This is a genomic window from Streptomyces sp. NPDC058401, from assembly GCF_042722885.1.
GTDB lineage: Bacteria > Actinomycetota > Actinomycetes > Streptomycetales > Streptomycetaceae > Streptomyces.
In genome coordinates this window covers 51,549-77,544 of record NZ_JBHXKA010000018.1, presented here as the reverse complement: position 1 = coordinate 77,544, position 25,996 = coordinate 51,549, and the positions used below count along the sequence as shown (strand labels likewise).

Sequence of the window (25,996 nt, the reverse complement as noted above, 5' to 3'; positions counted from 1 at the left end):
CCTCACATCGTGAGCAGCATCGCCAACATCCCGATTCCCATGGCCAGTCGGCAGGCCCGGATCACTTCCGCCGGTCCGGCGGGGGCTCCCGTGCCGCCCGTACCGCCCGTGCCGCCGGCGGTGACCAGCCGGGCGCCGCCCAGCACCACGTACCCGGCGTAGTAGAGGAGCAGCAGGCCGGTGAGCAGGGGCAGCCCGGCGCCCTGCCCGTGGGCATGGCCGGAGGAGCCCGGGGCCGCGCCCGACCCGGCGGCCAGCACCATGTAGACCATGGTCAGCGAGCCCACCAGATGGTGCGCGTGGTGCGGGCCGGCGCGCAGCAGCCACAGTGCGTGCAGCGCCGCCCCGCAGAAGACGGCGCCCAGCACGGGAGCCTGCCAGCCGCCGCCCAGCCGCAGGGGCACCGCCATCAGGGCCATGCCGAACCCCATCGCCGCCTCCCCGGCCGCCGGTCCGCCGCCGGCTCTCCCCGCGCGCCGCAGACAGTACGCCCCGCTCACCGCGCAGAGCAGGACCAGCAGCCAGGCGGAGACGGAGGTGGAGAGGGACGTGGCGGGACCGTGCACGGCGGAACCTCCCGGTTCGTCGGCTTCACCGGAAGAGATGCCCCCTTCACACGGCCATCACGCCGGGCGAGGTTAGGCTCTGTGCGACCACCGGAAGACGCACCTCGCACACCCAGCGCAGAACGGAGCCCTCGATGCCGAGCGCCGCCCCCCACGCCTTGACCTACCGCAGTGCCGTGGAGGCGGACATCCCGGAGCTCGTGACGCTCGTGGAATCGGCGTACCGGGGCGATGCGAGCCGCGGCGGCTGGACCACCGAGGCGGACTTCCTCGACGGGCAGCGGACCGACGCCGAGGACGTGGCCCGGATCGTCGCGCACCCCGAGGGCATGCTCCTCGTGGCGGAGCGCGACGGCGGGATCGTCTCCTGCTGCCACCTCGAACACCGCGGTGACCACGTCTACTTCGGCATGTTCGCGGTCCGCCCCGGTCAGCAGGGCGGCGGGCTGGGCAAGGAGGTCATGCAGGAGGCGGAGCGGCGCGCCCGCGAGCAGTGGGCGGCCAAGGAGATGCGGATGACCGTGATCAACGTACGGGAGGAGCTCATCGCCTTCTACGTGCGCCGCGGCTACGAGCGCACCGGCGAGATGAGCCCCTTCCCCTACGGGGACGAGCGGTTCGGCGTCCCGCTCCGCGACGACCTGGCCTTCGAGCTGCTGGTCAAGACGCTGTAGCCGCCGGGGCGGGAGCGGGAGCGGCGCCTTCGGCCCGCCGCCGCTCCGCCGTGCGCGGTCCTCAGGCGGTGAAGCGGCCCGTGGAGCGGATCTCGGGGAAGTCGGTGAGCACGCCGTCGAGTTCGAGGGCCCGCGCCAGCCGCAGCCGCTCCAGCGTGTTGACGATCCACCCCGTCACGCGCAGTCCGGCCTCGTGCGCCGACTCCACGGTGTGCAGGGTGAGGTGGCCGATGTTGAGGGCCACCGTCTCCGCGCCCGCCAGGGCGGCCCGGGCGACGACCTCCCCGGCGTCCGCCGGGGTCTGGTTCGCGTAGAGCACGGTCCGCACGCCCGGCACCAGCCGGGCCGCCTCCACGATCACCTCGTCGCGGAACGACGCCACTTCCACCCGGCCGGTCAGATCGCGGCGCAGCAGCAGCTCCGCGAAGGTTCCGACGGCGGCGAGGTCGTGGACCTGGATCCGGAGCGGGGCGCGGACCGCGTCGACGACCTCGTCCAGGACCGGCACGTGCTCGCCGTCCCCGGCGTCCAGCCCGCGCAGTTCGGCCAGGGTCAGATCGGCCACGGCCCCCGAGCCGTCGGTGGTCCGGTCCACCTCGGCGTCGTGCAGGACGACGAGGGCGCCGTCCTTGCTGAGCCGCACGTCCAGCGCGACGACGTCCATGCCGGAACGTTCCGCGCGGACGAACGAGCGCAGCGTGTTCTCCGGTTCGACACCCATGACCCCGCGGTGTCCGATGGTGAGGAAAGTCAAGGTTCTCATCCTTCCGTCGACGGCGGCTCCCCGCGCGGTCGCGGTGTCCCGACCGGCCGCGCGCGATGTGAGGCGCATGCTAGTGCGCCCCGCGAGCGATGAAACCGCCTTTGCGGGGCCTTCGCAACGCCCTCCGGCCGCTTCCCGACGGGCCCGCCGGGGGCGGGGGAGCACCCGGCGCGGCCCGCGTGGTCACCCGGGGGTGGGCGCGTCCCCGCCGGCTTGACGTTCCTGCCCGCTCAGGTCCTCCAGCCCTTCGAGGTCCGCGAGCAGCGCCCGCGTCAGCTCCAGTTCGGCCAGGTGCTGGCGCTCGCTCCAGCGCAGGGCGAGGACCGGGAAGGCCCAGTCCGGCTCGGCGGCCGCGTGCGCCATGGCCTCCCGTACGGAGGCCAACTCCTCGGTGGTGCGCTCCAGATGCTCCGTCACCATCGCGCGCAGCCGCTCCGGCTCGGCCAGGTGCCCGAGCCATACCCGCAGCAGCAGCCCGTGCTTGAGCACCGGGGGCCCCGCCTCGGCGGTGTCGGAGGCCCACCCGGCCAGCGCCTCGCGCCCGGCGGGGGTGATGCCGTAGCGACGCTTGGCCCGGACCTCTTCGGGCCCCGAGCGCACGGAGGCCGCGTAGCCGAGCTCCTCCAGGCGGCGCAGTTCGGCGTAGATCTGGCTGATGGCCGGGGACCAGTAGAAGAAGCGCAGCGAGGAGTCCGCCCACTTCTTCAGCTCGTAGCCGGTCCGCTCCCCGGGGAAGGAGAGGAGACCGAGAACCGCCCACGCGGTCGGTGGAAGCTCTTGCTTCTTCGGCGTCTGACTACTAGTCATATTTCGAATAGAAGTGAGACCGGGTACGGGACGCAACCCTGGAGGCACCGTGAAATTCTCCGTGATCTTCGAAGCTCAGCTCGCCGACCCGACCGTGGAACGGGAGCACCAGGTCATCCGGGACTGCGTCGAGCAGGCCGTGCTCGCCGAGCAGATGGGGTTCGACCGGATCTGGGCCGTGGAGCACCACTCCTTGAAGTGGTATGCCCATATGTCCGCTCCCGAGATCTTCCTGACCTGGGTGGCGGCCCGGACCAACACCATACGCATCGGCCACGGCGTCGTGTGCATGCCCTTCGCCTTCAACCATCCCGTCCGGGTCGCCGAGCGTGCCGCGATGCTCGACCTGCTCTCCGGCGGGCGGGTCGACCTCGGGGCCGGGCGGGGCGGCACCGTGCAGGAGACCTCGCTGTGCGGGGTGGACAAGGAGCGCACCACCGCGGAGGTGGAGGAGGCGCTGCGGATCATCGGGAAGGCCTGGCAGGAGGAGGAGCTGGAGTACCACGGGGAGCTCATCGACATCGATCCGCACCCCATCCTGCCGCGGCCGAGCCAGCGTCCCCATCCGCCGCTGTTCCTCGCGTGCAGCCGGGCCGAGACCCTGGTGCAGGCCGCGGAACTGGGCGTGGGGGCCCTGGTGATGGGATTCGCGGGGCCCGGGTCCATCGCCGGGATGCGCTCCGTCTACGACGCCGCGATCGCCGGCCGCGACGGCGGCCGCTTCGTCTCGACGGCCGTCAACGACCACTTCTCGGTGCTCTGCCCGACGATCGTGCTCGACGACCCCGAGGAGGCCCGCCGGATCGGGATCCGGGGGCAGCGGTTCTTCGCGCAGTCCATCGGCCACTGGTACGGCGGGGCGGGGGTGCCGGACGAGGCGGTGGTCGCGGGCGCCGACGAGGGGGCCGAGATGCGCAGGGCGGCCGAGCAGGTGGTGGCCCGGCTGCACGAGCAGGACATCCCGGTCCGGCCCACCGCCACGGCCACCTTCAACGCGGACCACGCCTACGGGAGCGCGGACGAGGCGATCGCGTACGCGGAGCGGCTGCGGGAGGCGGGGGCCGACGAGATCATGTGCCTCATCCAGATGGGCACCGTGCCGCAGGAGGCCTGCCTGGAGACCCTGCGGCAGTGGGGCGAGAAGGTCATCCCGCACTTCGCGGACCAGCGGGCGTAGGGGCCGCCGCCGTGAGCGAAGAAACGGCCGGAGCGGCCCCGGGGGACGAGACGGCCCCGGCGGCCCCGGGTGACCGGCTCGATCCCGCCGCCCGCCCCTACGCCGACGCGCTGGCCGCCCTCTTCCCCGACCTCGGGGGCCGCGTCACCGACGCCGACGAGGCCCGCCGGATCCTCGCCGCCGTGCCCGCGACGGCCCGGCCGGCCGTCGTGGGCGCCGTGGAGGACCGGGAGGTCCCCGGGCCCGCCGGGGCGCCGCCCGTCCCCGTGCGCGTCTACTACCCCGACCCGGAGCGGTGGCCGGGGTCCCGGCCCACCGTGGTGTTCTGCCACGGCGGCGGCTGGGTCCTCGGTGACCTCGACGGCTACGACGCCACCGCGAGGGCGCTCTGCCGGGCCTCCGGCGCCGTCCTGGTCTCGGTGGACTACCGGCGGGCGCCCGAGGCCCGCTTCCCCGCCGCCCTCCACGACGCGTACGCCGCCCTGTGCTGGGCCGGCGCGCACCTCGACCAGCTCGGCGGGGACCCGGACGCGCTGGTCGTGGCCGGCGACAGCGCCGGCGGAAACCTCGCGGCCGCCTGCTGTCTGCTGGCGCGCGAGCGCGGGGGCCCCGCCGTCGCGCTGCAGGTGCTGATCTACCCGTGCCTGGACGCCGCCCAGGACACCGGGTCCTACCGGAGCAACGCCGAGGGGTACTTCCTGACCGCGGCGCACCTGCGCTGGTTCTGGGAGCAGTACCTCGGCCCCGGCGGCGACGGCGGCCATCCGCTGGCCTCCCCGCTCGCCGGGGACCCGCGGGGGCTGCCGCCCGCGCACGTGGTGGTCGCCGGCTGCGATCCGCTGCGGGACGAGGGGGAGGCGTACCACCACCGGCTGCTCGGGGCCGGGGTCCGTTCGGCCCTCGACTCCCACCCCGGGATGTTCCACGGGTTCCTCGCCCTGGCCGGAGTCCTCCCCGAGGCCCGGCAGACCTTGGCGCGACTGGGCGAAGTCATCGACTCCACCCGTAAGAACGGGAAGACTTCCGGTGAAACTGGGGGTGACGCAGGATAATTTCCCGGATCTCCTCTTGAGCGGAAGAGCCTCACGCGCTTACGCTGTGCCGACGTGAGGTTCTCCTGTGGAGGAAGTGACATGACGGAAACTCTTGTGCCGGGTACCGGCGGTGCCGTGATAACCGCTGGTGTACGGGTGGTCGACCACCCGGCGTGGCCCGAGCTCAAGGCCGCCGTGGAGGAGATCCGGCCCTGGCAGTCGGCCGACGGCTCCATCGACTTCGAGGCCGAGGGCGAGCACGCCCGTGCCACCGTCCAGGCCGCGGTCGAGCGCGTGATCGAGGGCATCGAGGCGCTGTCGCCGCTGCTCCCGCACGCAGCCCCGTACCACCGCGCCCTCGTCGGCGACCTGCGCAAGTGGGCCGACGGCGGCTTCGGCGTGCCGGACTTCCTCGACTCCCTGCTGGCCTTCGCCCCGGCCGCCGAGCGCGCCGACGGGCTCCAGCACCTCGTGGTCTTCCCGATGTACACGCAGAACGGCAACCCGGACCGCAACCTCGAAGCCGTCGTGCTGAAGATGGTGTGGCCCGAGTGGCTCTCCGAGCTGGAGCGCACCCGGTACGACAACCCGCTGTTCCTCGGCATCACCTTCGAGGACTTCACCCCGGGCTACGACACCCACTCCGCCGTGCTCTTCCCGGAGACCATCGCGGTGCGCGAGGCCCCCGAGCGCTTCACCTGGGGCGGCATCTTCTGCGACCGCGAGGCCGCCCGCTACCGCAAGGTCACCGAGGCCGCCGTGGACATCCTGGGCATCGAGCTGCCCGAGGACATCGCCCGGATGGTCGAGGACCAGGAGCGCTGCGAGAAGGCCTTCGTCCTGTGGGACATGGTCCACGACCGCACCCACAGCCACGGTGACCTGCCGTTCGACCCCTTCATGATCAAGCAGCGCCAGCCGTTCTGGATGTACGGCCTGGAGGAGCTGCGCTGCGACCTCACCGCCTTCAAGGAGGCCGTGAAGCTGGAGTCCGAGGGCAACGAGCACGGCCGCGACGTGCAGTACGCCGTCCTCTTCGACCGGATGTTCCGCTTCCCGGTGTCCGGCGACCGCACCCGCAACTACGACGGCCTCGGCGGCCAGCTCCTCTTCGCGTACCTCCACAAGCACGACGTCGTGCGCTGGACGGACAACAAGCTGAAGATCGACTGGATGCGCGCCCCGCAGGTCACCAACCAGCTCTGCGCCGAGATCGAGGACCTCTACCGGGCCGGCATCGACCGCCCGAAGCTCGTCCACTGGTTCAAGGCGTACGACCTGGTCGCCGAGTACCTCGCCCCCCACCCGGGCTCCAAGTGGGCCAAGGGCCCCGACGCCCTGGACCTGACGCAGCCGCCCCGCAAACTCGTGGACGACGTGCTTCCGGACGAGTTTCCGCTCAGCATGTTCTATGAGGCCCTGGCCAAGAAGCTCAAGGGCGTGATCGCCTCGACCAAGGGCATCACGGCAGGGAACGCCGCGGAACGCGAGACCGCCGCGCGGGTCGCCGCGTGAGCGCTCGCCCACAGGAGGCTGCACAGATGAACGGCTCCGGTAACGGAAACGGAAAGCTCCACGGGGCGGTAGTGGCGGTGGCGGGGGCCGGCGGGCCCGCCGGCCGCGCCACCCTGCTCCGCCTCGCCGAGGCGGGAGCCGTGGTCGTCGCCTCCGACGCCGACGCGGCCCGGCTCGCGGAGGCCGTGGACGCCGCGCGCTACGCCCACGGCGGCGCCACCATCACCGGTGACACCGTCGACCTGCTCGACCTGGACGCCACCAAGGCCTGGGCCGAGCAGACCGAGAAGGAGTTCGGCCGCATCGACGGCCTGGTCCACCTCGTCGGCGGCTGGCGCGGCAGCAAGACCTTCACCGACGTCGACCTCGCGGACTGGACCTTCCTGGAGAAGCTCCTCATCCGCACCGTCCAGCACACCTCCCTCGCCTTCCACGACGGGCTGCTGCGCAGCGCCGTAGGACGCTACGTGCTGGTCAGCCAGTCCGGTGCGCACAAGCCGGTCGCCAACAACGCCGCGTACAACGCGGGCAAGGCGGCGGCCGAGGCCTGGACGCTCGCGATGGCGGATTCCTTCCGCAAGGCGGGTGGCGAGGACGGCCCGGGCGCCGCTGCTGCGATCCTGGTGATCAAGGCATTGGTACACGACGCGATGCGCGCCGAGCGTCCCACTGCGAAGTTCGCGGGCTTCACCGACGTCAAGGAGCTGGCCGAGGCCATCGCCGGCGTCTGGGAGCGGCCCGCCACCGATGTGAACGGACAGCGCCTGTGGCTCACCCCCCAACCGTGAAGACCGGTGCCGCGAAGGCCGGTCCCGTGAAGACCGCGATACGCAAGTCCGCCGCGCACACCGACGCCCGCCGGCACCACGACCCGGCGGTGCGCGGTTTCGCGAGCGACAACTACGCCGGGATCCACCCGGAGATCCTCGCGGCCATCGCGCTCGCCAACGGCGGCCACCAGGTCTCCTACGGCGACGACGAGTACACCGAGAACCTCCAGCAGGTCTTCCGCGGCCACTTCGGAGCGCACGCCGAGGCCTACCCGGTCTTCAACGGCACCGGCGCCAACGTGACCGCCCTGCAGGCGCTGACCGACCGCTGGGGCGCGGTGATCTGCGCCGAGTCGGCGCACATCAACGTCGACGAGGGCGGTGCGCCCGAGCGGATGGCGGGCCTCAAGCTGCTCACCGTCCCCACGCCGGACGGCAAGCTCACCCCCGAGCTCATCGACCGGCAGGCCTGGGGCTGGGAGGACGAGCACCGGGCGATGCCGCAGGTCGTCTCGATCACCCAGAACACCGAGCTCGGCACGGTCTACACCGTGGACGAGATCCGGGCCATCTGCGAGCACGCGCACGCCAAGGGGATGAAGGTCCACCTCGACGGCGCCCGGATAGCCAACGCCGCGGCCTCGCTCGACGTGCCGATGCGCAGCTTCACCAACGCGGTCGGCGTGGACGTGCTGTCCTACGGCGGCACCAAGAACGGGATGATGGCCGGCGAGGCCGTCGTCGTGCTGAACCCGGACTCCGTCCGGCAGATGAAGCACATCCGCAAGATGTCGATGCAGCTCGCCTCGAAGATGCGCTTCGTGTCGGTGCAGCTCGAAGCGCTCCTCGCGAAGGACCTGTGGCTGCGCAACGCCCGCCACGCCAACGCGATGGCGCAGCGGCTGGCGGCCGGGGTGCGCGAGACCGACGGGGTGGAGATCCTCTACCCGGTGCAGGCGAACGCGGTGTTCGCGCGGCTTCCGCACGAGGTCTCGCGGCGGCTGCAGGAGCGCTACCGCTTCTACTTCTGGGACGAGATCGCGGGCGACGTCCGGTGGATGTGCAGCTACGACACCCAGGAAGAGGACGTGGACGGCTTCCTCCAGGCCCTCAAGGAAGAGCTGGCTCGCTAGCGCCGCGAATCCACCCCCATAGATTTATAGGCATGCAGGGTCCTGCATGAGTATGCTCCTGGATCATGGAATTGATCCAGGAGCATACTGAGCTTGCCGCCTACCTGGCCGCCGATGACGTCGTGGACCACGACCATCCGCTGGTCCAGGAGACGGCCGACGCCCTGTGGACTGCCACCGGCGATGCATATTCATACGCCAAGGTGGCCTTCGAGTTCGTCCGCGACACCATCCCGCACTCCGCCGACTCCGGGGACGACCGCGTCGCCTGGCGCGCCTCCGACGTCCTGGATACGCGCAACGGGATCTGCTACGCTAAGTCCCACGCGCTGACCGCGCTGCTGCGAGCCCGGGGCATCCCGGCCGGCCTCTGCTACCAGCTCCTGGGCGACGCCGAGGGGGCGAACCCCGTCGTCCACGGCCTCGTCGCGCTGCGCCTGCCCGGCAGCGAGCACTGGTCCCGGGTGGACCCCCGGGGCAACAAGCCGGGCGTGGACGCCCAGTTCACCCTGGACCGCGAACAACTCGCCTTCCCCGTACGTCCGGAGCTCGGCGAGATCGACTACCCCGGGCTGTACGTGACCGGTCACCCGGCCACGCTCAAGGCGCTCCAGGAGTCCGCGGACCGGCCGCAGTTGATGCGGAACCTGCCGACGGCACTGTAACCGCAGGGGTGGCGGAGCCAGTCGTCTCCCGTACGCGGCCGCGCGCCGTCACCACGGTGTGCAGCAGGGCGGCGGCCAGTTGCAGGACCGCGATCGCGAGCACCAGGATCCCGGGCCGGACATCGGCGGCGAGCCCCACCAGGGCGGCGCCCGTCGAGGCGGCCGTCACCTTCAGCCCGGCGCCGAGGGTGAACACCTGGGTCCGCGTCCCGTCGGGCGCGAACTCCGAGCGGATCCGCAGGGTGGCCGTCAGCAGCGGCCCGTCGCACACCCCGGCCGCGGCGAACGCCACGGCCGCGAGCGGGAGGGACGGGGTGAACGCGGCCACCGTCAGCGCCACCCCGGTCGCCGCCATGGCCCAGCGGGCGAGCCGGCCCGGGGAGACGCTCGTGATCCTGCCCAGCGTCAGGGAGCCGGTCAGGGCGCCCAGGGCGAAGGCGGTCATCAGCACGCCGCCGCCGCCCGGGCTGCCGAGCGAGGTGGCCAGGAGGACCGAGGTGACGGTGAGCGCCCCGAGGCCCAGGAAGGCCAGGGTCGTGGCCGAGGTGATGGCCCGCAGCTGCCGGACCCGCCACAGGGCGGCCAGCCCGGCGCCCATCCCGACCCGGGGTGCGCCGGGGCCCGGCTCCGGGCCGCCGTGCGGGCTCCCGTACGGAAGGGTCGCGGCCAATGCCGCCGCCAGTGCGCCGGACGCGGCCAGGAGGCCCATCGCCGGCCCGGCCGAACCGAAGGCCGCGACCAGGCTGACGGCCGCCGGAGCGGTGACCGCGGCGCCGTTGTAGGTCGACGCGTCCCAGCCGTACGCCCGGTCCCGCGCGGGACCGGGCGGGATCAGCCCCGCCACCAGGCTCGACAGCCCGCCCGTCACCATCGGCCCGCAGGAGCCGCCGAGCACCGCCACCGCGAGCACCACCGGGGTCGGGGCCCGCCCGAGCAGGAGCGCCAGCGCCGCCACGGCCGTGGTGAATCCCGCCAGGGCGCCCACGTGGAAGAGGCGGGGCCGGCGCGACCTGGCCGCGGCGACGCCGGCGAGCGGGGCCGCGAGCACGTGCGGGGCCAGCCAGGCGGTCAGGACGAACGCGCCGTGGGCCGCGCTCCCGGTCCGCTGGAGGGCGAGCAGCACGACGGCCATGCCCATGCCCTCGGAGGCGAAGCGGGCCGCCAGTGCGGCGGCCAAGTACCGTCCGAGCCCCGGCATCCCGGCCCCTTTCGCCAGGTGACGTGGCAGAGGGTGCGAGGCTACGTCATACGGGTGTAGGGCGAAAGGATCGCGGTTTTCCCGCCACCCCTGCCCTACCAGAAGCACTTCGAGGCGTGGGAGACGCTGACCCACGCGGAGAACCCGAACTGACGCACCGCGACGCCGGATTGCGGCCCCGCCCGGGACGGGCCGGGCCGCGATCCGTACGAAAGGCTCAGCCGGCTTCCTTGACCTGCGCCGGGGTCGGCGCGGTGCCGCCGAGGTGGGCCGGCAGCCACCAGGAGTCCTCGGTGCCCTTGGGCTTGGCCGGGTAGGCGGCCTGGGCGGCGTCGAGCAGTTCCTGCACCCGCTCGCGCAGCCGGCGGGTGATGGCCCCGGCGTACTGGTCGGAGGGCGCCTCCAGCGGCTCGCCCACCCGCATCGTCACCGGGATGTGGCTGCGCTTGAGGTCCTTGGGACGGCCCTTGGTCCACATCCGCTGTGTCCCCCACAGCGCCACCGGGATCAGCGGGACACCGGCCTCCTGGGCCATGCGCGCCGCACCGGACTTGAAGCTCTTGAGCGTGAAGGACTGGGAGATCGTCGCCTCCGGGAACACGCCGATGATCTCGCCGGAGCGCAGCGAGTCGAGCGCGTGCTGGTAGGCCGTCTCACCCTGGGCGCGGTCCACCGGGATGTGCTTCATCGCGCGCATCAGCGGACCGGACACCTTGTGCCGGAACACCGACTCCTTCGCCATGAAGCGGACGAGCCGCTTCTGCGGGCGCGCGGTCAGCCCGGCGAAGATGAAGTCCAGGTAGCCGATGTGGTTCGACACCAGAACGGCCCCGCCCTTGAGCGGGATGTTCTCGGTGCCCTTCATGTCGATGCGGACGTCGAGCGCACGGAAGAGGGTGTGCGCGGCACCGATAACCGGGGGGTAGACGAGCTCAGCCATGGTGGGGAGACCCCGCTTTCTGCCTGGAGGTGCTCCCGGCCGGAAGTTACGGCAGCGTAGGTACGCGGCCATGGGGATCGTGCCCCATACGAGAGCCGCAGGCCAGCCCAGACGCCCGTGCCCGGCGAGATTCTCGTCACGCAGGGAATGCGGCGGGCCCGTGGGGCGCTCGGATCAGCGTACGACCGTACCGGGATGATGGCCGAGTGCCCGTACGGGCACGGTGAAGGCGGAGACGGCGGAGACGGCGGAGACGGGGGCGCGGGTGCGCGCAGGTGAGCGGGACGAGGGCGCGGGCCGGGGCGAGGGCCACGGCGAGGGCCACGGCGAGGGCCGGCTGGGCATCGCCGAGCTGGGCGCCGAGCCGGGGGAGCGGGCCACGCTCGTGCAGTTCTCCAGCGCCTTCTGCCAGCCCTGCCGGGCCACCCGGCGGATCCTGGACGAGGTCGCGGAGATGGTCGGGGGCGTCCGGCACATCGAGATCGACGCCGAGAAGAACCTGGACCTCGTACGGGCCCTCGGCATCGAGAAGACCCCGACCGTACTGGTCCTCGACGCGGCCGGCCGGATCGTGCGGCGGGCCGTCGGGATGCCGCGCAAGGCGGACGTGATCGCCGCCCTGGGCGCCGCCGTGTGACCCGGGCGCGGAACGCGGCGACCTGCGGCACGCCGGGGCCGCCGTGGAGGGCGCGGGCGTCCGGTGAGCCGGTACGCGCGTCCGCACGCAGCGTGACGCGCCCTACATCTGCCCGATCAGGCTTGACTGTGTACACGGGAGATCGCCACGCTTGCGATATGCGGTATGAACTCCTGCTTTACGGACGGGGCACCTCCTGATGACGGCTCCGACGGCTCCGTCCCCACGGACCGAGGCCGGTCTGCCCGGCTCGCCCGCACTGTTGCGCTCGGTGTTCCGCCGGCACGCCGCGGGCGTCGCCGTGATCACCGCCGAGAGCGGTGGCCGGCCGGCGGGTTTCACCGCGACCTCCCTCAACTCCGTCTCGGCCGACCCCCCGCTGCTGTCGTTCACCATCGGCACCGGGTCCTCCAGCTGGCCCGCGATACGTGACTCCGAGCACCTCGGGGTCCACATACTCGGCGAGCACCAGGCGGAGCTGGCCGGGCTGTTCGCGCGCAACGGGGCCGACCGCTTCGGGCCGGCGACCGACTGGGCGCCGGGCCCGCACGGGGTTCCGGTGCTGGGCGGCGTGCCGGCCTGGCTGGTGTGCCGGGTCGTGGCGCGGGTTCCGGCCGGCGAGCACCGGGTGATCATCGCGGAGGCGGTCGCCGGGGACCCGGCGGGGGACCCCGTGGGGGATCCGGCCGGCGAGGGGCGTCCGCTGCTGTACCACCAGGGGCGCTTCAACGCGTTGAGGGACTGAATCGTCCCTGCTGGGGCCGGTTCCGCCGGCGTTGGCCAGATCACAGTTCACCGGCCTTGCAACCTGGCGGAACCCGCTGTGTACTGACGAGTAACATTCCTGACGGGGCGCGGGCCGCCCCGGCGGGAACGGCCCGAGATGGCGCCTATGCTGCCTGAACAAGGCGGTACCAGAAATGTCGATGCGGTAGGAGAGCCGGCGTGAGCCTGAGGATCGTTGTCTGTGTGAAGTACGTGCCCGACGCCACTGGCGACCGGCAGTTCACCGAAGACCTGACCGTCAACCGTGACGACGTCGACGGCCTGCTGTCGGAGCTCGACGAGTACGCCGTCGAGCAGGCGCTGCAGATCGCCGACGAGGCCGACGATGCGGAGATCACCGTCCTGACGGTGGGCCCCGAGGACGCGAAGGACGCGCTGCGCAAGGCGCTGTCGATGGGTGCCGACAAGGCCATCCACGTCGAGGACGACGACCTGCACGGCAGCGACGTCATGGCGACCTCGCTGGTGCTCGCCAAGGCGATCGAGAAGGCCGGTTACGACCTGGTCATCACGGGCATGGCCTCGACCGACGGCACCATGGGTGTCCTCCCGGCGATCCTGGCCGAGCGCCTGGGCGTCCCGCAGGTCACCCTGCTCTCCGAGGTCAAGGTCGAGGACGGTGTCGTCACCGGCCGCCGCGACGGTGACACCGCGAGCGAGCAGCTGGAGGCCTCCCTCCCCGCGCTCGTCTCGGTGACGGACCAGTCGGGCGAGGCCCGCTACCCGTCCTTCAAGGGCATCATGGCGGCCAAGAAGAAGCCGGTGGAGTCCTGGGACCTGGAGGAGCTGGAGATCGAGTCCGACGAGGTCGGTCTCGAAGGCTCCTGGACCGCGGTCGACTCCGCGACCCAGCGTCCGGCCCGCACCGCCGGCACGATCGTCAAGGACGAGGGCGAGGGCGGCAAGTCGCTGGCCGAGTTCCTGGCCGGCCAGAAGTTCATCTAAGAGCTTCGGCCATCCCTCGACAGTCCCCCTGACTACTTCGCATTCGCAGGAGCATCCCCATGGCTGAAGTCCTCGTCTACGTCGACCACGTCGACGGCGCCGTCCGCAAGCCCACCCTTGAACTGCTGACCCTGGCCCGCCGCATCGGCGAGCCCGTCGCCGTCGCCCTCGGCGCCGGTGCCGAGGCCACCGCCGCCGTGCTCGCCGAGCACGGTGCCGTCAAGGTCCTCACCGCCGACGCCCCGGAGTTCTCCGACTACCTCGTCGTACCGAAGGTGGACGCGCTCCAGGCCGCGTACGACGCCGTCTCCCCGGCCGCCGTACTGCTCCCCTCCTCCGCGGAGAACAAGGAGATCGGCGCCCGCCTGGCCGTCCGCATCGGCTCCGGCATCATCACCGACGCCACCGACCTGGAGGCGGGTGACGAGGGCCCGGTCGCGACGCAGGCCGCGTTCGCCGCGTCCTTCAGCGTCAAGGCCCGCGTCTCCAAGGGCACCCCGGTCATCACCGTGAAGCCCAACTCGGCCCCGGTCGAGGCCGCTCCGGCCGCCGGCACCGTCGAGGCGCTCGCCGTCACCTTCGGCGCCCTGGCCACCGGCACCAAGGTCACCTCCCGCACCCCGCGCGAGTCGACCGGCCGCCCCGAGCTGACCGAGGCCGCGATCGTGGTCTCCGGCGGCCGCGGCGTCAACGGCGCCGAGAACTTCCACATCATCGAGGCCCTCGCGGACTCCCTCGGTGCGGCCGTCGGCGCCTCGCGCGCGGCCGTGGACGCCGGCTGGTACCCGCACTCCAACCAGGTCGGCCAGACCGGCAAGTCGGTCTCCCCGCAGCTGTACATCGCCTCCGGCATCTCGGGCGCGATCCAGCACCGCGCCGGCATGCAGACGTCGAAGACGATCGTCGCGATCAACAAGGACGCCGAGGCCCCGATCTTCGACCTCGTCGACTACGGCGTGGTCGGCGACCTCTTCGCCGTCGTCCCGCAGCTGACCGACGAGATCAAGGCGCGCAAGGGCTAAAACCCTGCCGCAGGCGTTGACCTGCGGGTAAGTGGTCTCCGGGGCCGTGTGGTGTTTCTCACCACACGGCCCCGAGTCGTTTGTCCAGGACGGCGGAGGGACCATTGACTGGGCGGAACCCCGTGACTAAATTCTGTAATGCGGATCTAAGATTCCGTGAAGCGGAAAAGAGGAGAGTGCACGATGGGTCAGCAGGAGAAGGTGGCGACGAGCCTCGCAGGCGCGGTCAGCGAGGGCATCAGCGCTTCCCTCAAGCCGGTGGACGCGGAACTCGCGCGCCACTACCCGGGCGACCCCGGCACCCGTCAGCCCATCCACACGGTCTACGTGCCCGGTGACGTCTTCGCGGCGGACACCATCCGTACCTGGGGCGACCAGGCCCTCGCGGCCCTCGACGAGCACGCCCCGGACGCCGCGACCTTCGCCAAGGTGCTCGGCATCTCCGACGAGCTCGCGGTACCGGTCTACGACCGCGTCCGCGCCAAGCTCGCCTCCGAGCCCATCGAGGACCTGCGCGTCGACTTCGAGGACGGCTTCGGCGTCCGCTCCGACGAGGAGGAGGACCAGGCCGCGGCCCGCGCCGCCCGCCTCGTCGCCGAAGCCTTCTCCAACGGCACGAACGCCCCGTACATGGGCATCCGGATGAAGTGCATGGAGTCCAACGTCCGCGACCGCGGCATCCGGACCACCGACATCTTCCTCTCCGGCCTGCTCGCGCACGGCGGCCTGCCCGAGGGCCTGGTCCTGACCCTGCCCAAGGTCACCTACCCCGAGCAGGTCACGGCCTTCGTGCAGCTGCTGGAGGCCTTCGAGACCGCCCGCGGCCTGCGCCCGGGCCGGATCGGCTTCGAGATCCAGATCGAGACCAGCCAGTCCATCCTGGCCTCCGACGGCACCGCCGCGGTCGCCCGGATGATCGAGGCCTCCAAGGGCCGCGCCACCGGCCTGCACTACGGCACCTTCGACTACAGCGCCTGCGTCGGCGTCTCCGCCGCGTACCAGTCGAGCGACCACCCCGCCGCCGACCACGCCAAGGCGATCATGCAGGTCGCGGCCGCCGGCACCGGCGTGCGCGTCTCCGACGGCTCGACCAACGTCCTGCCGATCGGCACCACCGAGCACGTCCACGAGGCCTGGAAGCTGCACTACGGCCTCACCCGCCGCGCCCTGGCCCGTGCCTACTACCAGGGCTGGGACATGCACCCGGCGCACCTGCCGACCCGCTACGCGGCCGTCTTCGTCTTCTACCGCGAGGGCCTCGAAACGGCCGCCGCGCGCCTGAAGGCGTACGTCGCCAAGATCGAGGGCGACGTCATGGACGAGCCCGCCACCGCGAAGGCCCTGGCCGGCTACCTGGTCCGCGGCCTGGACTGCGGCGCCGTCGGCGCCGACGAGGTCACCGCCCTCACCGGCCTGACCCGCGCCGAGCTCGACGCCTTCGCCATCCCGCGCCGCTCGGCGACGCTGACGGCGACCGCCTGAGGCGCGTAGCCCCGTACGAGGCCCGGCCGGTCTGCCGCCGGCCGGGCCTTCGGCGTTCCCGCTCCCCGGTCAGCCGGCCGGTGGGAGCTCGCCCGAGCCGCGGGGGATCAGGCGGGTGGGGAGCTCGATGCGGGCCGGGGGGAGGTCGGCGCCCGCCAGACGCTGGAAGAGGCGGTCCGTGGCCACCCGGCCCAGGGCCGCGGCGTCCTGGGCGATGACCGTGATGCCGGGGTTCAGCAGGTCGGCGAGTTCGAAGTCGTCGAAGCCGACCAGGGCCACCGGGCGGGACAGGGAGGCGAGGACGCGTACGGCCGTGACCGTCACGCGGTTGTTGCCGGCGAAGAGGGCCGTGACCGGCTCCGGGCCGGACAGCATCGCCCGGGCGGCGGCCGAGACGCGCTCCGGGGCCGTGGTGCCGAGGGAGATCCAGGATTCGGCGACGGGCAGGCCGGCGTCCGCCATCGCCGCGCGGTAGCCCCGCAGGCGCTCGGTCGCCGTGTGGATGTGCGGCTGGTCGCCGATGAAGCCGATCCGGCGGTGGCCGCCCGCGATCAGGTGGGCCACCCCGTTCACGGCGCCCCCGAAACTGTCGGACAGCACCACGTCCGCGTCGATCCGGCCGGCCGGGCGGTCCACGAACACCGTGGCCACCCCGGCCCGGATCTCCGGCTCCAGATAGCGGTGGTCGTCCCCGGCCGGGATCACCACGAGCCCGTCCACCCGGCGGGCGCACAGCGCGAGCGCCAACTCCCGCTCGCGCTCCGGGTCCTCGTCGCTGGAGCCGTTGATGAGCAGGGCGCCGTGGGCGCGGGCCACTTCTTCCACGGCCCGGTTGAGCGGCCCGTAGAAGGGGTCGGAGAGGTCCTCCAGTACCAGGCCGACGGTCGCGGTGCGCCCCTTGCGGAGCACGCGCGCACTGTCGTTGCGGCGGAAACCGAGGGCCTCGATGGCCTCCTGGACCCGCTGCTCGGTGTCCGGGGTGACCCCCGGCTCCCCGTTGACCACGCGCGACACCGTTTTCAGGCCCACGCCGGCCCGGGCCGCCACGTCCTTCATGGTCGGCCGGTTGCCGTAGCGGGGCTCGGGCGGGCGGCGGGAGTGCGGCACGGTGTCGGACCTCCGGAAGGACGGGCGCTGCGTCGGTGCGGGCCCGGCGCTGCGGAGGGGCCCCTGACCTTGAGGATAAGCACTCGGCGGAGCACCGGGGTTTCCGTGGCAGGGTGGTGCGGGCAAGCCACTGGGGGCATCGGGAGAGGGGTAGACGTGATTGTCTGGATCAACGGCACCTTCGGCGCCGGGAAGAGCAGCACAGCGCGCGAGCTGACCGGCCTCCTGCCGGAGAGCACCTTGTTCGACCCGGAGTTCATCGGTGACGCGCTGCGCGTGCTGCTGCCGCGCAAACGCCTCGCGGAGGTGTCCGACTACCAGGACCTGCCGAGTTGGCGCCGGCTCGTCGTGGATACGGCGGCGGCGATGCTGGCGGAGCTGGGCGGGGTGCTGGTGGTCCCCATGACGCTGCTGCGGCAGGAGTACCGCGACGAGATCTTCGGAGGGCTCGCGGCGCGCAGGATCGAGGTGCGGCACGTGCTGCTCGCCCCTGAGGAAACGATCCTTCGGGAGCGGATCGCGACCCGTGAGGAGCCCGGGGCGGCGCAGGACGTGGACCTGCGGGTGCGGCAATGGGCCTACGCCCACATCCCGGCCTACCAGCACGCGCTGGGCTGGCTCGCCGCCGACGCCCACGTCATCGACAACGGGACCCTGACCGTACGGGAGACGGCCGAGCGGATCGCCGAGGCCGTACGCACCGGCACGGCCCGGGTCTGCGACATCGTGCAGACCCCGCAGCCGACGCGCGAGACGGTCGCGGCCGGGGTGCTGCTCTTCGACGACGCGGACCGGGTGCTGCTGGTGGACCCGACCTACAAGCCGGGCTGGGAGTTCCCCGGCGGGGTCGTCGAAGCGGGGGAGGCCCCGGCGTGCGCGGGGGTGCGGGAGGTCGAGGAGGAACTCGGGCTGGTACTGGAACGCCTCCCGGAGCTCCTGGTCGTCGACTGGGAGCCGCCGTGCCCCCCGGCGGGCTACGGCGGCCTGCGGCTGCTCTTCGACGGGGGCCGGCTGTCGCCCGCGCAGACCGGGCGGCTGCGGCTGCCCGGGCCGGAGCTGCGGGCCTGGCGGTTCGTGACGGAGCAGGAAGCGGCCGACCTGCTGCCCCCGGTGCGCTACGAGAGGCTCCGATGGGCCCTGCGGGCCCGCGAACGGGGCCGGGCGGCGTACCTGGAGGCGGGCCGGGCGGTTCCGTAGGCGGGGGGCGGGGCGGGGCGGGGCCTGGGCCGGGGGCTGTGCCCGGCCGGGTCGGCCGGGCCGGGCGCACGGGCCGGGCAGGGCCCCGTACGCCGTGCGGATCAGGATGCCGGCGCCGCCGCCGCTCGTGCTGCCGCGAGGAGGGTGGCCGCGGTGTCGGACGTCAGGGGGTCGCCGTGGCCGAAGCAGGCCACCGACGGGGCCAGGCCGGCGAGGCGGAACATCGACTCGACGGCCAGGTCCCGGTCCACGTTGAAGACGCCGAGCATCACCTGGACGACGCCCGCGACGCAGTCGCCCGTGAACAGCACGCCGTGCGCCGGGAGATGGATGCCGATGCTGCCCGGGGTGTGACCCGGAGCGTGTACGACGACCGCGCCGTCGCCGAAGGCGAGTACCTCGCCGTCCTTCACCTCCCGGTCCACCCGGGTGGCCGGGGCCTGTGGGGCCGTCAGGCCGTGTGCGTACAGCGGGAGTTCCCAGTCCAGCAGGACCGGCTCCGGGACCGGCCGCTCCCCGCGGATCACCGGCGCGTCGAGCCCGTGCGCCAGTACCTCCGCGCCCCAGCGGGCGGCCAGTTCGCCCGCCGCGCCGACGTGGTCGCGGTGGCAGTGGGTCAGGACGATCCGCTCCAGCCCCTCCGGCAGCAGCCCGAGGGAACGTATCGCCCCCTCGATCGCGTCCGCCGAACCGGCTTGACCGGCGTCGATCAGGGTCAGGGCCCCGCCATCGCGCCAGAGGTAGGCCTGGCCGATCGGGAAGCGGAGCATGTGCAGGCGGTCGGGGATGACTTCTACGAGGTCCATCACCCGAACGTATGCGGGCGAACCACGCCGGCGGCGCAGGTTGCGCCGTCAGCGTGGTTCGCTCCTGGCGGAGCGCCGGGGAACCGGAGAGTCGGCCGCGAAGCCGTCAGGCGCGCTTGGACTCCGCGTAGTTGAGGAGGAACAGCGCCTCCGTGACCGACAGGCGCTCCAGCTCCTCCGGGGAGACGCTCTCGTTCACCGCGTGGATCTGCGCCTCCGGCTCGCTGAGGCCGATGAGCAGCATCTCCGCGTCCGGGTACAGCTCGGTCAGGGTGTTGCACAGGGGGATGGAGCCGCCCATGCCGCTGATCTGCATCTCCTGGCCCGGGTAGGCCTCCTGCATGGCCTGCGCCATCGAGGCGTACGCCGGGCTGGCCGTGTCCGCCTGGAACGGCTGCCCCTGGCCCACGACTTCGATCTCCAGACGCGCCTTCCACGGGGTGTGCGCCACCAGGTGCGCCTCCAGCAGCTTGATCGCCTCCGCGGTGTCCACGCCCGGCGGCACCCGCAGGCTCACCAGCGCGCCCGCGCTCGCGTGCACCGAGGGAGTGGCGCCGACCAGCGGCGGGGAGTCGATGGCCAGCACGGTGACGGCCGGCCGGGACCACAGCCGGTCCGCGATCGTGCCCTCACCGATCAGCTCGACCCCGTCGATCACCTTCGCGTCGGAACGGAAGTCGGACTCCGGGTACTGGAGCCCCTCCCACACCGCGTCCGAGGCCAGCCCGTCCACCGTGGTGGAACCGTCCGGCGCGCGCAGCGAGGCCAGCAGCTGGATCAGGGCGGCCATCGCGTCGGGGGCGGCCCCGCCGAACATGCCGGAGTGCAGGTTGCCGCCCAGGGTGTCGATCTTGACCTTCAGCAGGCACATGCCGCGCAGGGTCGCGGTGACCGTCGGCAGGCCCGTACGGAAGTTGCCCGCGTCACCGATCACGACGGCGTCGGCGGCCAGCAGTTCGGGGTGGGCCGTCGCGTACTGCTGGAGCCCGCCGGTGCCCTGCTCCTCCGAGCCCTCGACGATCACCTTCACGTTCACCGGGACGCCGCCGTTGGCCTTCAGGGCGCGCAGCGCGAGCAGGTGCAGGATGAAGCCGCCCTTGCAGTCCGCCGTACCGCGGCCGTACCAGCGGCCGTTCCGCTCGGTCAGCTCGAAGGCGGGGGAGATCCAGGCCGCGTCGTCCAGCGGGGGCTGCACGTCGTAGTGCGCGTACAGCAGGACCGTCGGCGCGTCCGCCGGGCCGGGCAGGAACCCGTACACCGACTGGGTGCCGTCGGGGGTGTCGAGCAGCGCCACGTCCTGGAAGCCCTCGGTGCGCAGCGCGTCGGCCACCCACTTCGCGGCGGCCTGGCTCTCGCTCTGCGGGAACTGGGCCCAGTCCGCCACCGACTGGAAAGCCACCAGCTCGGACAGCTCCTGCTTGGCGCGGGGCATCAGCGAGGCGACGGTCTCGGCGATCGGATGAGACGGCATGGGCACGCTCCTCTTGGGTGCGACGTTGGTGTATGTGTACGGGTTGCGCATACGTCTCCCGCATGCGCGGGATGTGCGTATGCGGGCTACGGCAAAAGACTCTTCCGATCCTCGCACAACGGGGCAGTCGATCTCGCGCCGTAGGATTTCCCCGGCATCGGAGCAACGGCATGAACCGCAGGATCAGGAGCAGCAGCACATCGTGAGCAGCGACGAGAGCGACAGCGGCGACGTACGCGACGCGGCGGCAGGACAGACCGCTCAGGGGGCGGACGCGCAGACGGCCGGGGACACCGGCGAGGTGGGCGAGGTGTGGGACGTGGTCGTGGTCGGGGCCGGGCCGGCCGGGTCCTCGGCCGCGCACGCGGCGGCCGCCGCGGGGCGGCGCGTTCTGCTGTTGGAGAAGGCGGAACTGCCCCGGTACAAGACCTGCGGCGGAGGCATCATCGGCCCCTCGCGCGATGCGCTCCCGCCGGGTTTCGTGCTGCCCTTCAAGGACCGCGTCCACGCGGTCACCTTCTCGCTGGACGGGAAGTTCGCCCGGACCCGGCGCTCGAAGCAGATGTTGTTCGGGCTGATCAACCGGCCCGAGTTCGACGCGGCGCTGGTCGCCGAGGCGGAGAAGGCCGGCGCCACGGTCCGTACGGGTACGGCCGTCGCGCGGGTGGAACAGCACGGGGCGTCCGTGCCCGACCGGCGGACCGTGGCGGTGATCCTCGCCGACGGCGAGACCGTGCTGGCCCGGGCCGTGGTCGGCGCGGACGGCAGCGCGAGCCGGATCGGCGCGCACGTCGGCGTCGAGATGGACCAGGTCGACCTCGGCCTGGAGGCGGAGATCCCCGTCCCGGAGACGGTCGCCGCGGACTGGAAGGGCCGGGTCCTCATCGACTGGGGACCGCTGCCCGGCAGCTACGGCTGGGTCTTCCCCAAGGGCGACACCCTCACCGTCGGGGTCATCTCGGCGAAGGGCGAGGGCGCAGCGACCAAGCGGTACCTGGACGACTTCATCGCCCGTCTCGGCCTGTCGGGCTTCGAACCGGCCATCTCCTCAGGGCACTTGACCCGCTGCCGCAAGCCCGGATCGCCGCTTTCGCGCGGGCGGGTGCTGGTCGCGGGCGACGCGGCCGGACTGCTGGAGCCGTGGACCCGGGAGGGCATCTCCTTCGCGCTGCGCTCGGGGCGGCTCGCGGGGGAATGGGCCGTGAAGATCTCCGAGGCCCAGGACGCGGTGGACGCACGCCGCCAGGCCCTCAACTACGCCTTCGCGGTGAAGGCGGGGCTGGGTGTGGAGATGGGCGTCGGCAAGCGGATGCTGGAACTCTTCGAGGCCAAGCCGGGCCTGCTGCACGCGGCGATCACCGGCTTCCGGCCGGCCTGGCTGGCCTTCGCCCGCATCGCACGAGGCTCGCTGACGCTGGCCGAGATGGTCCGTACGTACCCACTGGCACGCAAGGCCCTGCACGTCCTGGACGCCCGCCAGGCGCGGAGCCGGGGGCCGGCGGGCGCGGATGCGGGCGTCGACGCCGGGGCTGGGGCTGAGCCCGGGGCCAAGGCCAAGGCCGAGTCCGGGGCTGCGGAGCAGGACGGAGCCCAGGGCGGGTCCAAGGACTGAGGCCGGTAGCCGCCCCGGCCTGACCCCAGGGCCGAAGCCGCCGTCCCCGGTGGGGCGACGGTGGCGCCGAGGTGCGGGGTGTGGCGGTCTTGCCGGTTGTCGGCGAGGCCGCCGCCGCGTTTTCGCGGGGGCGGGCCGGGGCCGCGCCGGAGCCGGGCTCCAGTGCCGGCGGGCGGCGGGTCGCCGGGCCTGAGCGGTCGGCTCCGTAAACCCTTCGGGGTTGATGTGAGGTCAGGCGGAGGCGGCTTGGAGGAGGGTTTCGGCTGCGGCGGTGCGGGCGTAGAGGACGGAGCGGCCGGCGCGGTGGGCGCTGACCAGGCCCGCGTTGCGCAGCGCGGTGAGACATTGGGATACCCCTGCGGGGGAGAGTCCGGTGCGGTGGGCCAGGTGTGTGGTGGAGGCCGGGATCTCCAACTCGGTGAGCAGCAAGGTCCGCGAGCGGCCCAGTACGGCGGAGAGGGTGTCAGTCCGGGTGACGGGGCGCTTGGTCCACAGGGAGCCGACACCGCGTGCCGGATAGGCGAGTTGGGGCGGGTCCGGCGGCGTCGTTCGGGTGCGCAGACCCGGTCCGGTGAAGGCCGAGGGGATCAGCAGCAGTCCTGTTCCTGCCGTCGTGCGGGTCAGTGGCTGCTTGCGGTGGTCCATCCGTAGCGCGTTGTCGTCCCAGCTCAGCGACGTGTGCAGATCGTCGAGGAGGTGGCCGGTACCGTGCTCGGCGGCCAGGCGGGCCCGGTGGAGGATGTCCGTGTCCAGGACGGCCCGGATGCGTGCCCAGTAGGGGGCCAGCGCCAGTTCCCAGTACGCTTCGATCTCTTCTGCGACCTTGGGCAGGAAGCCCTGTGGGTCGTTGTGCAGGGCTCGCAGCCGGGGGCCGCGGGTCCCCTGGTGGCGGGCCAGGTGGTCGAGGTCCTGGCGTACCCGGTCGGCGGGAGAGGCCCGGATCGCATCCCGCTCTGCCGCCGGTGTGGGGGCCGGTCCCGTGGGAGCCGGGTTGAGGAAGTCGGGGACGTAGCCGCTGGTGGGCGGGATCAGCTCGCGGAGCCATCCCCGGTCCAGCCCGGCAGCCATCGCGCGCGGGCGTACCTGGTCGACCCAGGGCCGGTGGACCGGGTGCACGGTGCCGGAGGTCAGCAGCCGGAAGCTGGGCGCGATCTCCCACATCGGTGAGACGGCGAACCGCACCTGCGCCAGATCGCTCGTCGAGAACACCAGCTCTGCCAGGACAACCACGCTCCAATGGATTCAGGCATGTGCGAATCAATGGCGGGCCAGCCTACCGTGCGGAGATCATCCCGCCATGACCTCACAGACGATCACCGCGGCGGCATCGGGCACCTGGAAGCTCGGAGACCTGACGGTCAACCGGGTCGGCTTCGGCGCGATGCGCCTGACACAGCGCGGCGAGGCGTTCGCGGCCGATGCCGTCCCACTCGATCGCGACCGGGCGATCAGCGTGCTGCGTCGGGCGGCCGAGCTCGGCGTGAACCACATCGACACCGCAGCGTTCTACTTCTCGTCGCTGCGCTCGGCCAACGAGCTGATCAACCAGGCGCTGGCCCCCTACCCGGACGACCTCGTCATCACCACCAAGGTCGGACCAGGCCGTGACCCTGCGGGCCAGTGGCTGCCGCACGCCACCGCCGAGCAGCTGCGCGGCCAGGTCGAGGAGAACCTGCGTCAGCTCGGCCGCGACCACCTCGACGTGGTGAACCTGCGCATCGTCGGCACCGACTCCATCGCCGAACGCTTCGGCGCACTTGCCCAACTGCGCGAGGCCGGCCTCATCCGGCACCTGGGGCTGTCCAACGTCCGCCCCCACCACCTCGCGGAGGCCCGGAGCATCGCACCGGTGGTCTGCGTCCAGAACATGTACGGCATCGGCGCATCACCCGAGCAGAAGGAGTTCCTGGAAATCTGCGGTGAACAAGACATCGCGTTCGTGCCGTTCTACTCGATCGCCGGCACCGGACGCACCGCCGGCGCGACCACAGGCCCCAGCGAGGAGGTGCACGCCGTCGCCCGCGCTCACGGCGTGAGCCCAGCCCAGATCCTGCTGGCGTGGACACTCCACCAAGGCCCCCACGTCCTGGCCATCCCCGGCACCGGCGACCTCGACCACCTCGCCCAGAACGTCGCCGTCGGCTCCCTGCGTCTGTCGGACGAGGAACTGGCCTCCTTGGATCCCCTCCACTGCGAGGTGGCATGAGCAAGACACCCATGGCGTAGTGATCCACTTCTGCCGGACGGGCCGGGCGGAGTGCCGGGTCAGGGGGTGAGGGTGATGCGGAAGACCGGGTGGTCGGGGGCGGCGGCCATGAGGTCGGGCTCCGGGGACTTCGCGGTGACTCCGTTGAAGAAGCGGTTGACCTCCCAGCCCCACTTCTTCAGGTAGCCGCGCAGCACGACGGCCTGCTCCGCGGGGTCGGTGACCTCCGTGACGGTGAAGGTGTGGACGGTGCGGCCCAGCCGGAGCTCGCCGCCGCCCGCCGCGCGCATGTTGCGGACCCACTGGGAGTGGCCGCGGGCGGAGACCAGGTACCGGGTGCCGTCCTGGTGGTACGGGTTCACCGGGATCCGCTGCATCGTGCCGGAGGTGCGGCCGCGCACCGACAGCTCGGCCGTTCCGGCCAGGCTCATGCCCCTGCGGGCGAGCTTGCCGATCAGGGCGTTGAAGCGGATGCCGAGCGGGCCGGCCTGGACGTAGTACGGCTTGGGCGTGTTCATGGTGGCCTCCGGGGCGTTTTGGAGAGCACTGCTCTCGCTTGAGAACAGTGTGCGCGGATCGGCGCTCCAAAGCAAGAGCGGTGCTCTCGAAATGGAGCAGTGGTCTTATTGGTGGGCAGTGCTCTGTTTGCGTGGCACACTGGCCCCCATGAGCACCGTGCGAGGGGCAAGGGAACGAGCCCGCATCGAAGTCACCGCCGCCATCAAGGACGAAGCGCGCCGCGCACTCGCGGCGGAGGGCGCGGCCAAGCTCTCGCTGCGCGCCGTCGCCCGCGAGCTGGGCATGGTCTCCTCCGCCCTCTACCGCTACTTCCCCAGCCGCGACGAGCTCCTCACCGCCCTCATCGTCGACGCCTACAACAGCGTCGGCGCCGCCGCCGAGGCCGCCGACACCCGCTCCCTCGCCGCCGCCGGCACCCCCCGCGCCCGCTGGGCCGAGGTCTGCGCGACCGTCCGGGCCTGGGCGCTGGAGCACCCGCACGAGTACGCCCTCATCTACGGCTCGCCCGTCCCCGGCTACACCGCCCCGCTCGACACCGTCGGCCCCGCCTCCCGCGTGGGCAACGCCCTCATCGGCATCGTGCGCGCCGCCTACGAGGGTCGCGGCATCGCCCTCCCGCCGCTCCCCGCCGAGCTGCGCCCCGAAGCCGCCCGCATGGCCGCGGACTTCGCCGAAGGGCTGCCCCCGGAGGCCGCGGCGGCCCTGGTCGCCGCCTGGGCGCAGCTCGTCGGGCTGATCTCCTTCGAGCTGTTCGGCCAGTTCAACCGGGTCGTCGAGGACCGCGACGCCTTCTTCGCGCATGCCGCCGGGCAGCTGGCGCACGGGGTCGGCCTGCCCGCCGTATAGGGCCGGGCCGGGCCGTACCGGCGGGGGAGGGGACGGTTCGCTTGTCAGTTCCTCGTACTGAAGCAGGGGAATCGGCCCTGGTGCGCCCGGCGGCCCGTCTAGTGTTCCTCGGGCCGGG

The 25,996-nt window shown here is 72.4% G+C and carries 26 protein-coding genes; 16 read left to right on the top strand and 10 right to left on the bottom strand.

The features are described from left to right. Positions 1-2: 2 nt before the first annotated feature. The gene (locus ACFWNV_RS09730) at positions 3-566 is read right to left on the bottom strand and encodes a DUF5134 domain-containing protein (protein WP_383943147.1); all 564 of its coding nucleotides are present in this window, start codon (positions 564-566) and stop codon (positions 3-5) included. A 134-nt stretch (positions 567-700) separates the two neighbouring features. On the opposite strand from ACFWNV_RS09730, the gene ACFWNV_RS09725 reads away from it, so the two are divergent. Further along, a complete protein-coding gene (locus tag ACFWNV_RS09725) occupies positions 701-1,240 on the top strand; it encodes a GNAT family N-acetyltransferase (protein ID WP_383943144.1) in 540 nt (179 codons plus the stop codon). Between the two features lie 61 nt (positions 1,241-1,301). On the opposite strand, the gene ACFWNV_RS09720 is transcribed toward ACFWNV_RS09725, so the two are convergent. Further along, complete coding sequence (locus tag ACFWNV_RS09720; protein WP_383943141.1) at positions 1,302-1,994, bottom strand: glycerophosphodiester phosphodiesterase; 693 nt, start codon at positions 1,992-1,994, stop codon at positions 1,302-1,304. 192 nt (positions 1,995-2,186) lie between these two features. Further along, complete coding sequence (locus tag ACFWNV_RS09715; protein ID WP_383943138.1) at positions 2,187-2,810, bottom strand: helix-turn-helix transcriptional regulator; 624 nt, start codon at positions 2,808-2,810, stop codon at positions 2,187-2,189. A 49-nt stretch (positions 2,811-2,859) separates the two neighbouring features. On the opposite strand from ACFWNV_RS09715, the gene ACFWNV_RS09710 reads away from it, so the two are divergent. From ACFWNV_RS09710 to ACFWNV_RS09685, 6 genes are all read left to right on the top strand, one after another. Then, complete coding sequence (locus tag ACFWNV_RS09710) at positions 2,860-3,987, top strand: LLM class flavin-dependent oxidoreductase (RefSeq protein ID WP_383943135.1); 1,128 nt, start codon at positions 2,860-2,862, stop codon at positions 3,985-3,987. Between the two features lie 11 nt (positions 3,988-3,998). Beyond that, on the top strand, positions 3,999-5,039 hold the full coding sequence (locus ACFWNV_RS09705; protein ID WP_383943132.1) for an alpha/beta hydrolase fold domain-containing protein: 1,041 nt from the start codon (positions 3,999-4,001) through the stop codon (positions 5,037-5,039). Between the two features lie 81 nt (positions 5,040-5,120). Beyond that, the gene (locus ACFWNV_RS09700; RefSeq protein WP_383943129.1) at positions 5,121-6,536 is read left to right on the top strand and encodes a DUF6421 family protein; all 1,416 of its coding nucleotides are present in this window, start codon (positions 5,121-5,123) and stop codon (positions 6,534-6,536) included. 26 nt (positions 6,537-6,562) lie between these two features. Next, positions 6,563-7,324 carry an SDR family NAD(P)-dependent oxidoreductase gene (locus ACFWNV_RS09695; RefSeq protein ID WP_383943125.1) on the top strand — a complete coding sequence of 254 codons (762 nt, stop codon included), beginning with the start codon at positions 6,563-6,565 and terminating at the stop codon, positions 7,322-7,324. Between the two features lie 38 nt (positions 7,325-7,362). Then, entirely contained in the window at positions 7,363-8,439 is a 1,077-nt protein-coding gene (locus ACFWNV_RS09690) for a threonine aldolase family protein (protein WP_383943191.1), read from the top strand. A 65-nt stretch (positions 8,440-8,504) separates the two neighbouring features. Beyond that, the gene (locus tag ACFWNV_RS09685; RefSeq protein ID WP_383943122.1) at positions 8,505-9,104 is read left to right on the top strand and encodes a transglutaminase family protein; all 600 of its coding nucleotides are present in this window, start codon (positions 8,505-8,507) and stop codon (positions 9,102-9,104) included. Here ACFWNV_RS09685 and ACFWNV_RS09680 read toward each other — a convergent pair. Then, complete coding sequence (locus ACFWNV_RS09680; protein ID WP_383943120.1) at positions 9,040-10,302, bottom strand: MFS transporter; 1,263 nt, start codon at positions 10,300-10,302, stop codon at positions 9,040-9,042. The two genes, ACFWNV_RS09685 and ACFWNV_RS09680, sit on opposite strands and share 65 nt — an antisense overlap. A gap of 217 nt (positions 10,303-10,519) precedes the next feature. Further along, entirely contained in the window at positions 10,520-11,242 is a 723-nt protein-coding gene (locus ACFWNV_RS09675; RefSeq protein ID WP_383943118.1) for a lysophospholipid acyltransferase family protein, read from the bottom strand. A 337-nt stretch (positions 11,243-11,579) separates the two neighbouring features. On the opposite strand from ACFWNV_RS09675, the gene ACFWNV_RS09670 reads away from it, so the two are divergent. From ACFWNV_RS09670 to ACFWNV_RS09650, 5 genes are all read left to right on the top strand, one after another. Further along, positions 11,580-11,879 carry a TlpA family protein disulfide reductase gene (locus ACFWNV_RS09670; protein ID WP_383943188.1) on the top strand — a complete coding sequence of 100 codons (300 nt, stop codon included), beginning with the start codon at positions 11,580-11,582 and terminating at the stop codon, positions 11,877-11,879. 199 nt (positions 11,880-12,078) lie between these two features. Beyond that, complete coding sequence (locus tag ACFWNV_RS09665; RefSeq protein ID WP_383943115.1) at positions 12,079-12,624, top strand: flavin reductase family protein; 546 nt, start codon at positions 12,079-12,081, stop codon at positions 12,622-12,624. 200 nt (positions 12,625-12,824) lie between these two features. Further along, entirely contained in the window at positions 12,825-13,610 is a 786-nt protein-coding gene (locus ACFWNV_RS09660; RefSeq protein WP_274547439.1) for an electron transfer flavoprotein subunit beta/FixA family protein, read from the top strand. A gap of 59 nt (positions 13,611-13,669) precedes the next feature. Beyond that, complete coding sequence (locus ACFWNV_RS09655; RefSeq protein WP_383943112.1) at positions 13,670-14,632, top strand: electron transfer flavoprotein subunit alpha/FixB family protein; 963 nt, start codon at positions 13,670-13,672, stop codon at positions 14,630-14,632. Positions 14,633-14,815: 183 nt separating this feature from the next. Beyond that, positions 14,816-16,114 (top strand): DUF6986 family protein, encoded by a 1,299-nt coding sequence (locus ACFWNV_RS09650; RefSeq protein WP_250738901.1) that lies wholly within the window; start codon positions 14,816-14,818, stop codon positions 16,112-16,114. A gap of 69 nt (positions 16,115-16,183) precedes the next feature. On the opposite strand, the gene ACFWNV_RS09645 is transcribed toward ACFWNV_RS09650, so the two are convergent. Beyond that, positions 16,184-17,170, bottom strand: a complete 987-nt coding sequence (locus tag ACFWNV_RS09645) for a LacI family DNA-binding transcriptional regulator (protein ID WP_383943186.1) — start codon at positions 17,168-17,170, stop codon at positions 16,184-16,186. Positions 17,171-17,377: 207 nt separating this feature from the next. On the opposite strand from ACFWNV_RS09645, the gene ACFWNV_RS09640 reads away from it, so the two are divergent. Continuing rightward, on the top strand, positions 17,378-18,418 hold the full coding sequence (locus tag ACFWNV_RS09640) for an NUDIX domain-containing protein (protein ID WP_383943109.1): 1,041 nt from the start codon (positions 17,378-17,380) through the stop codon (positions 18,416-18,418). 101 nt (positions 18,419-18,519) lie between these two features. Here the strand turns inward: ACFWNV_RS09640 and ACFWNV_RS09635 are convergent, their stop codons facing one another. Together ACFWNV_RS09635 and ACFWNV_RS09630 are read right to left on the bottom strand one after the other, a co-directional pair. Continuing rightward, positions 18,520-19,224, bottom strand: a complete 705-nt coding sequence (locus ACFWNV_RS09635; RefSeq protein ID WP_383943106.1) for an MBL fold metallo-hydrolase — start codon at positions 19,222-19,224, stop codon at positions 18,520-18,522. A gap of 106 nt (positions 19,225-19,330) precedes the next feature. Next, positions 19,331-20,695 carry a dipeptidase gene (locus ACFWNV_RS09630; RefSeq protein WP_383943103.1) on the bottom strand — a complete coding sequence of 455 codons (1,365 nt, stop codon included), beginning with the start codon at positions 20,693-20,695 and terminating at the stop codon, positions 19,331-19,333. A gap of 202 nt (positions 20,696-20,897) precedes the next feature. On the opposite strand from ACFWNV_RS09630, the gene ACFWNV_RS09625 reads away from it, so the two are divergent. Continuing rightward, positions 20,898-22,307, top strand: coding sequence for a geranylgeranyl reductase family protein (locus ACFWNV_RS09625; RefSeq protein WP_383943100.1), 1,410 nt, complete (start codon positions 20,898-20,900; stop codon positions 22,305-22,307). A 231-nt stretch (positions 22,308-22,538) separates the two neighbouring features. Here ACFWNV_RS09625 and ACFWNV_RS09620 read toward each other — a convergent pair whose 3' ends face one another. Beyond that, positions 22,539-23,537 carry a DUF5937 family protein gene (locus ACFWNV_RS09620; protein ID WP_383943097.1) on the bottom strand — a complete coding sequence of 333 codons (999 nt, stop codon included), beginning with the start codon at positions 23,535-23,537 and terminating at the stop codon, positions 22,539-22,541. A gap of 67 nt (positions 23,538-23,604) precedes the next feature. Between ACFWNV_RS09620 and ACFWNV_RS09615 the strand changes: the two genes are divergently transcribed. After that, a complete protein-coding gene (locus tag ACFWNV_RS09615; RefSeq protein WP_383943094.1) occupies positions 23,605-24,513 on the top strand; it encodes an aldo/keto reductase in 909 nt (302 codons plus the stop codon). Between the two features lie 59 nt (positions 24,514-24,572). Here ACFWNV_RS09615 and ACFWNV_RS09610 read toward each other — a convergent pair whose 3' ends face one another. Then, positions 24,573-25,031 (bottom strand): nitroreductase/quinone reductase family protein, encoded by a 459-nt coding sequence (locus ACFWNV_RS09610; protein WP_383943091.1) that lies wholly within the window; start codon positions 25,029-25,031, stop codon positions 24,573-24,575. Positions 25,032-25,179: 148 nt separating this feature from the next. Between ACFWNV_RS09610 and ACFWNV_RS09605 the strand changes: the two genes are divergently transcribed. Further along, positions 25,180-25,878 carry a TetR/AcrR family transcriptional regulator gene (locus tag ACFWNV_RS09605; RefSeq protein ID WP_383943088.1) on the top strand — a complete coding sequence of 233 codons (699 nt, stop codon included), beginning with the start codon at positions 25,180-25,182 and terminating at the stop codon, positions 25,876-25,878. Positions 25,879-25,996: the final 118 nt, after the last annotated feature.

Bases quoted from the DNA above. Each gene is read 5' to 3' on its own strand.
- ACFWNV_RS09725 (WP_383943144.1), top strand. From the start codon at position 701: ATGCCGAGCGCCGCCCCCCACGCCTTGACCTACCGCAGTGCCGTGGAG.
- ACFWNV_RS09715 (WP_383943138.1), bottom strand. From the start codon at position 2,810: ATGACTAGTAGTCAGACGCCGAAGAAGCAAGAGCTTCCACCGACCGCG.
- ACFWNV_RS09700 (WP_383943129.1), top strand. From the start codon at position 5,121: ATGACGGAAACTCTTGTGCCGGGTACCGGCGGTGCCGTGATAACCGCT.
- ACFWNV_RS09695 (WP_383943125.1), top strand. From the start codon at position 6,563: ATGAACGGCTCCGGTAACGGAAACGGAAAGCTCCACGGGGCGGTAGTG.
- ACFWNV_RS09685 (WP_383943122.1), top strand. From the start codon at position 8,505: ATGGAATTGATCCAGGAGCATACTGAGCTTGCCGCCTACCTGGCCGCC.
- ACFWNV_RS09680 (WP_383943120.1), bottom strand. From the start codon at position 10,302: ATGCCGGGGCTCGGACGGTACTTGGCCGCCGCACTGGCGGCCCGCTTC.
- ACFWNV_RS09675 (WP_383943118.1), bottom strand. From the start codon at position 11,242: ATGGCTGAGCTCGTCTACCCCCCGGTTATCGGTGCCGCGCACACCCTC.
- ACFWNV_RS09665 (WP_383943115.1), top strand. From the start codon at position 12,079: ATGACGGCTCCGACGGCTCCGTCCCCACGGACCGAGGCCGGTCTGCCC.
- ACFWNV_RS09655 (WP_383943112.1), top strand. From the start codon at position 13,670: ATGGCTGAAGTCCTCGTCTACGTCGACCACGTCGACGGCGCCGTCCGC.
- ACFWNV_RS09650 (WP_250738901.1), top strand. From the start codon at position 14,816: ATGGGTCAGCAGGAGAAGGTGGCGACGAGCCTCGCAGGCGCGGTCAGC.
- ACFWNV_RS09645 (WP_383943186.1), bottom strand. From the start codon at position 17,170: ATGAAGGACGTGGCGGCCCGGGCCGGCGTGGGCCTGAAAACGGTGTCG.
- ACFWNV_RS09635 (WP_383943106.1), bottom strand. From the start codon at position 19,224: ATGGACCTCGTAGAAGTCATCCCCGACCGCCTGCACATGCTCCGCTTC.
- ACFWNV_RS09630 (WP_383943103.1), bottom strand. From the start codon at position 20,695: ATGCCGTCTCATCCGATCGCCGAGACCGTCGCCTCGCTGATGCCCCGC.
- ACFWNV_RS09615 (WP_383943094.1), top strand. From the start codon at position 23,605: ATGACCTCACAGACGATCACCGCGGCGGCATCGGGCACCTGGAAGCTC.
- ACFWNV_RS09610 (WP_383943091.1), bottom strand. From the start codon at position 25,031: ATGAACACGCCCAAGCCGTACTACGTCCAGGCCGGCCCGCTCGGCATC.
- ACFWNV_RS09605 (WP_383943088.1), top strand. From the start codon at position 25,180: ATGAGCACCGTGCGAGGGGCAAGGGAACGAGCCCGCATCGAAGTCACC.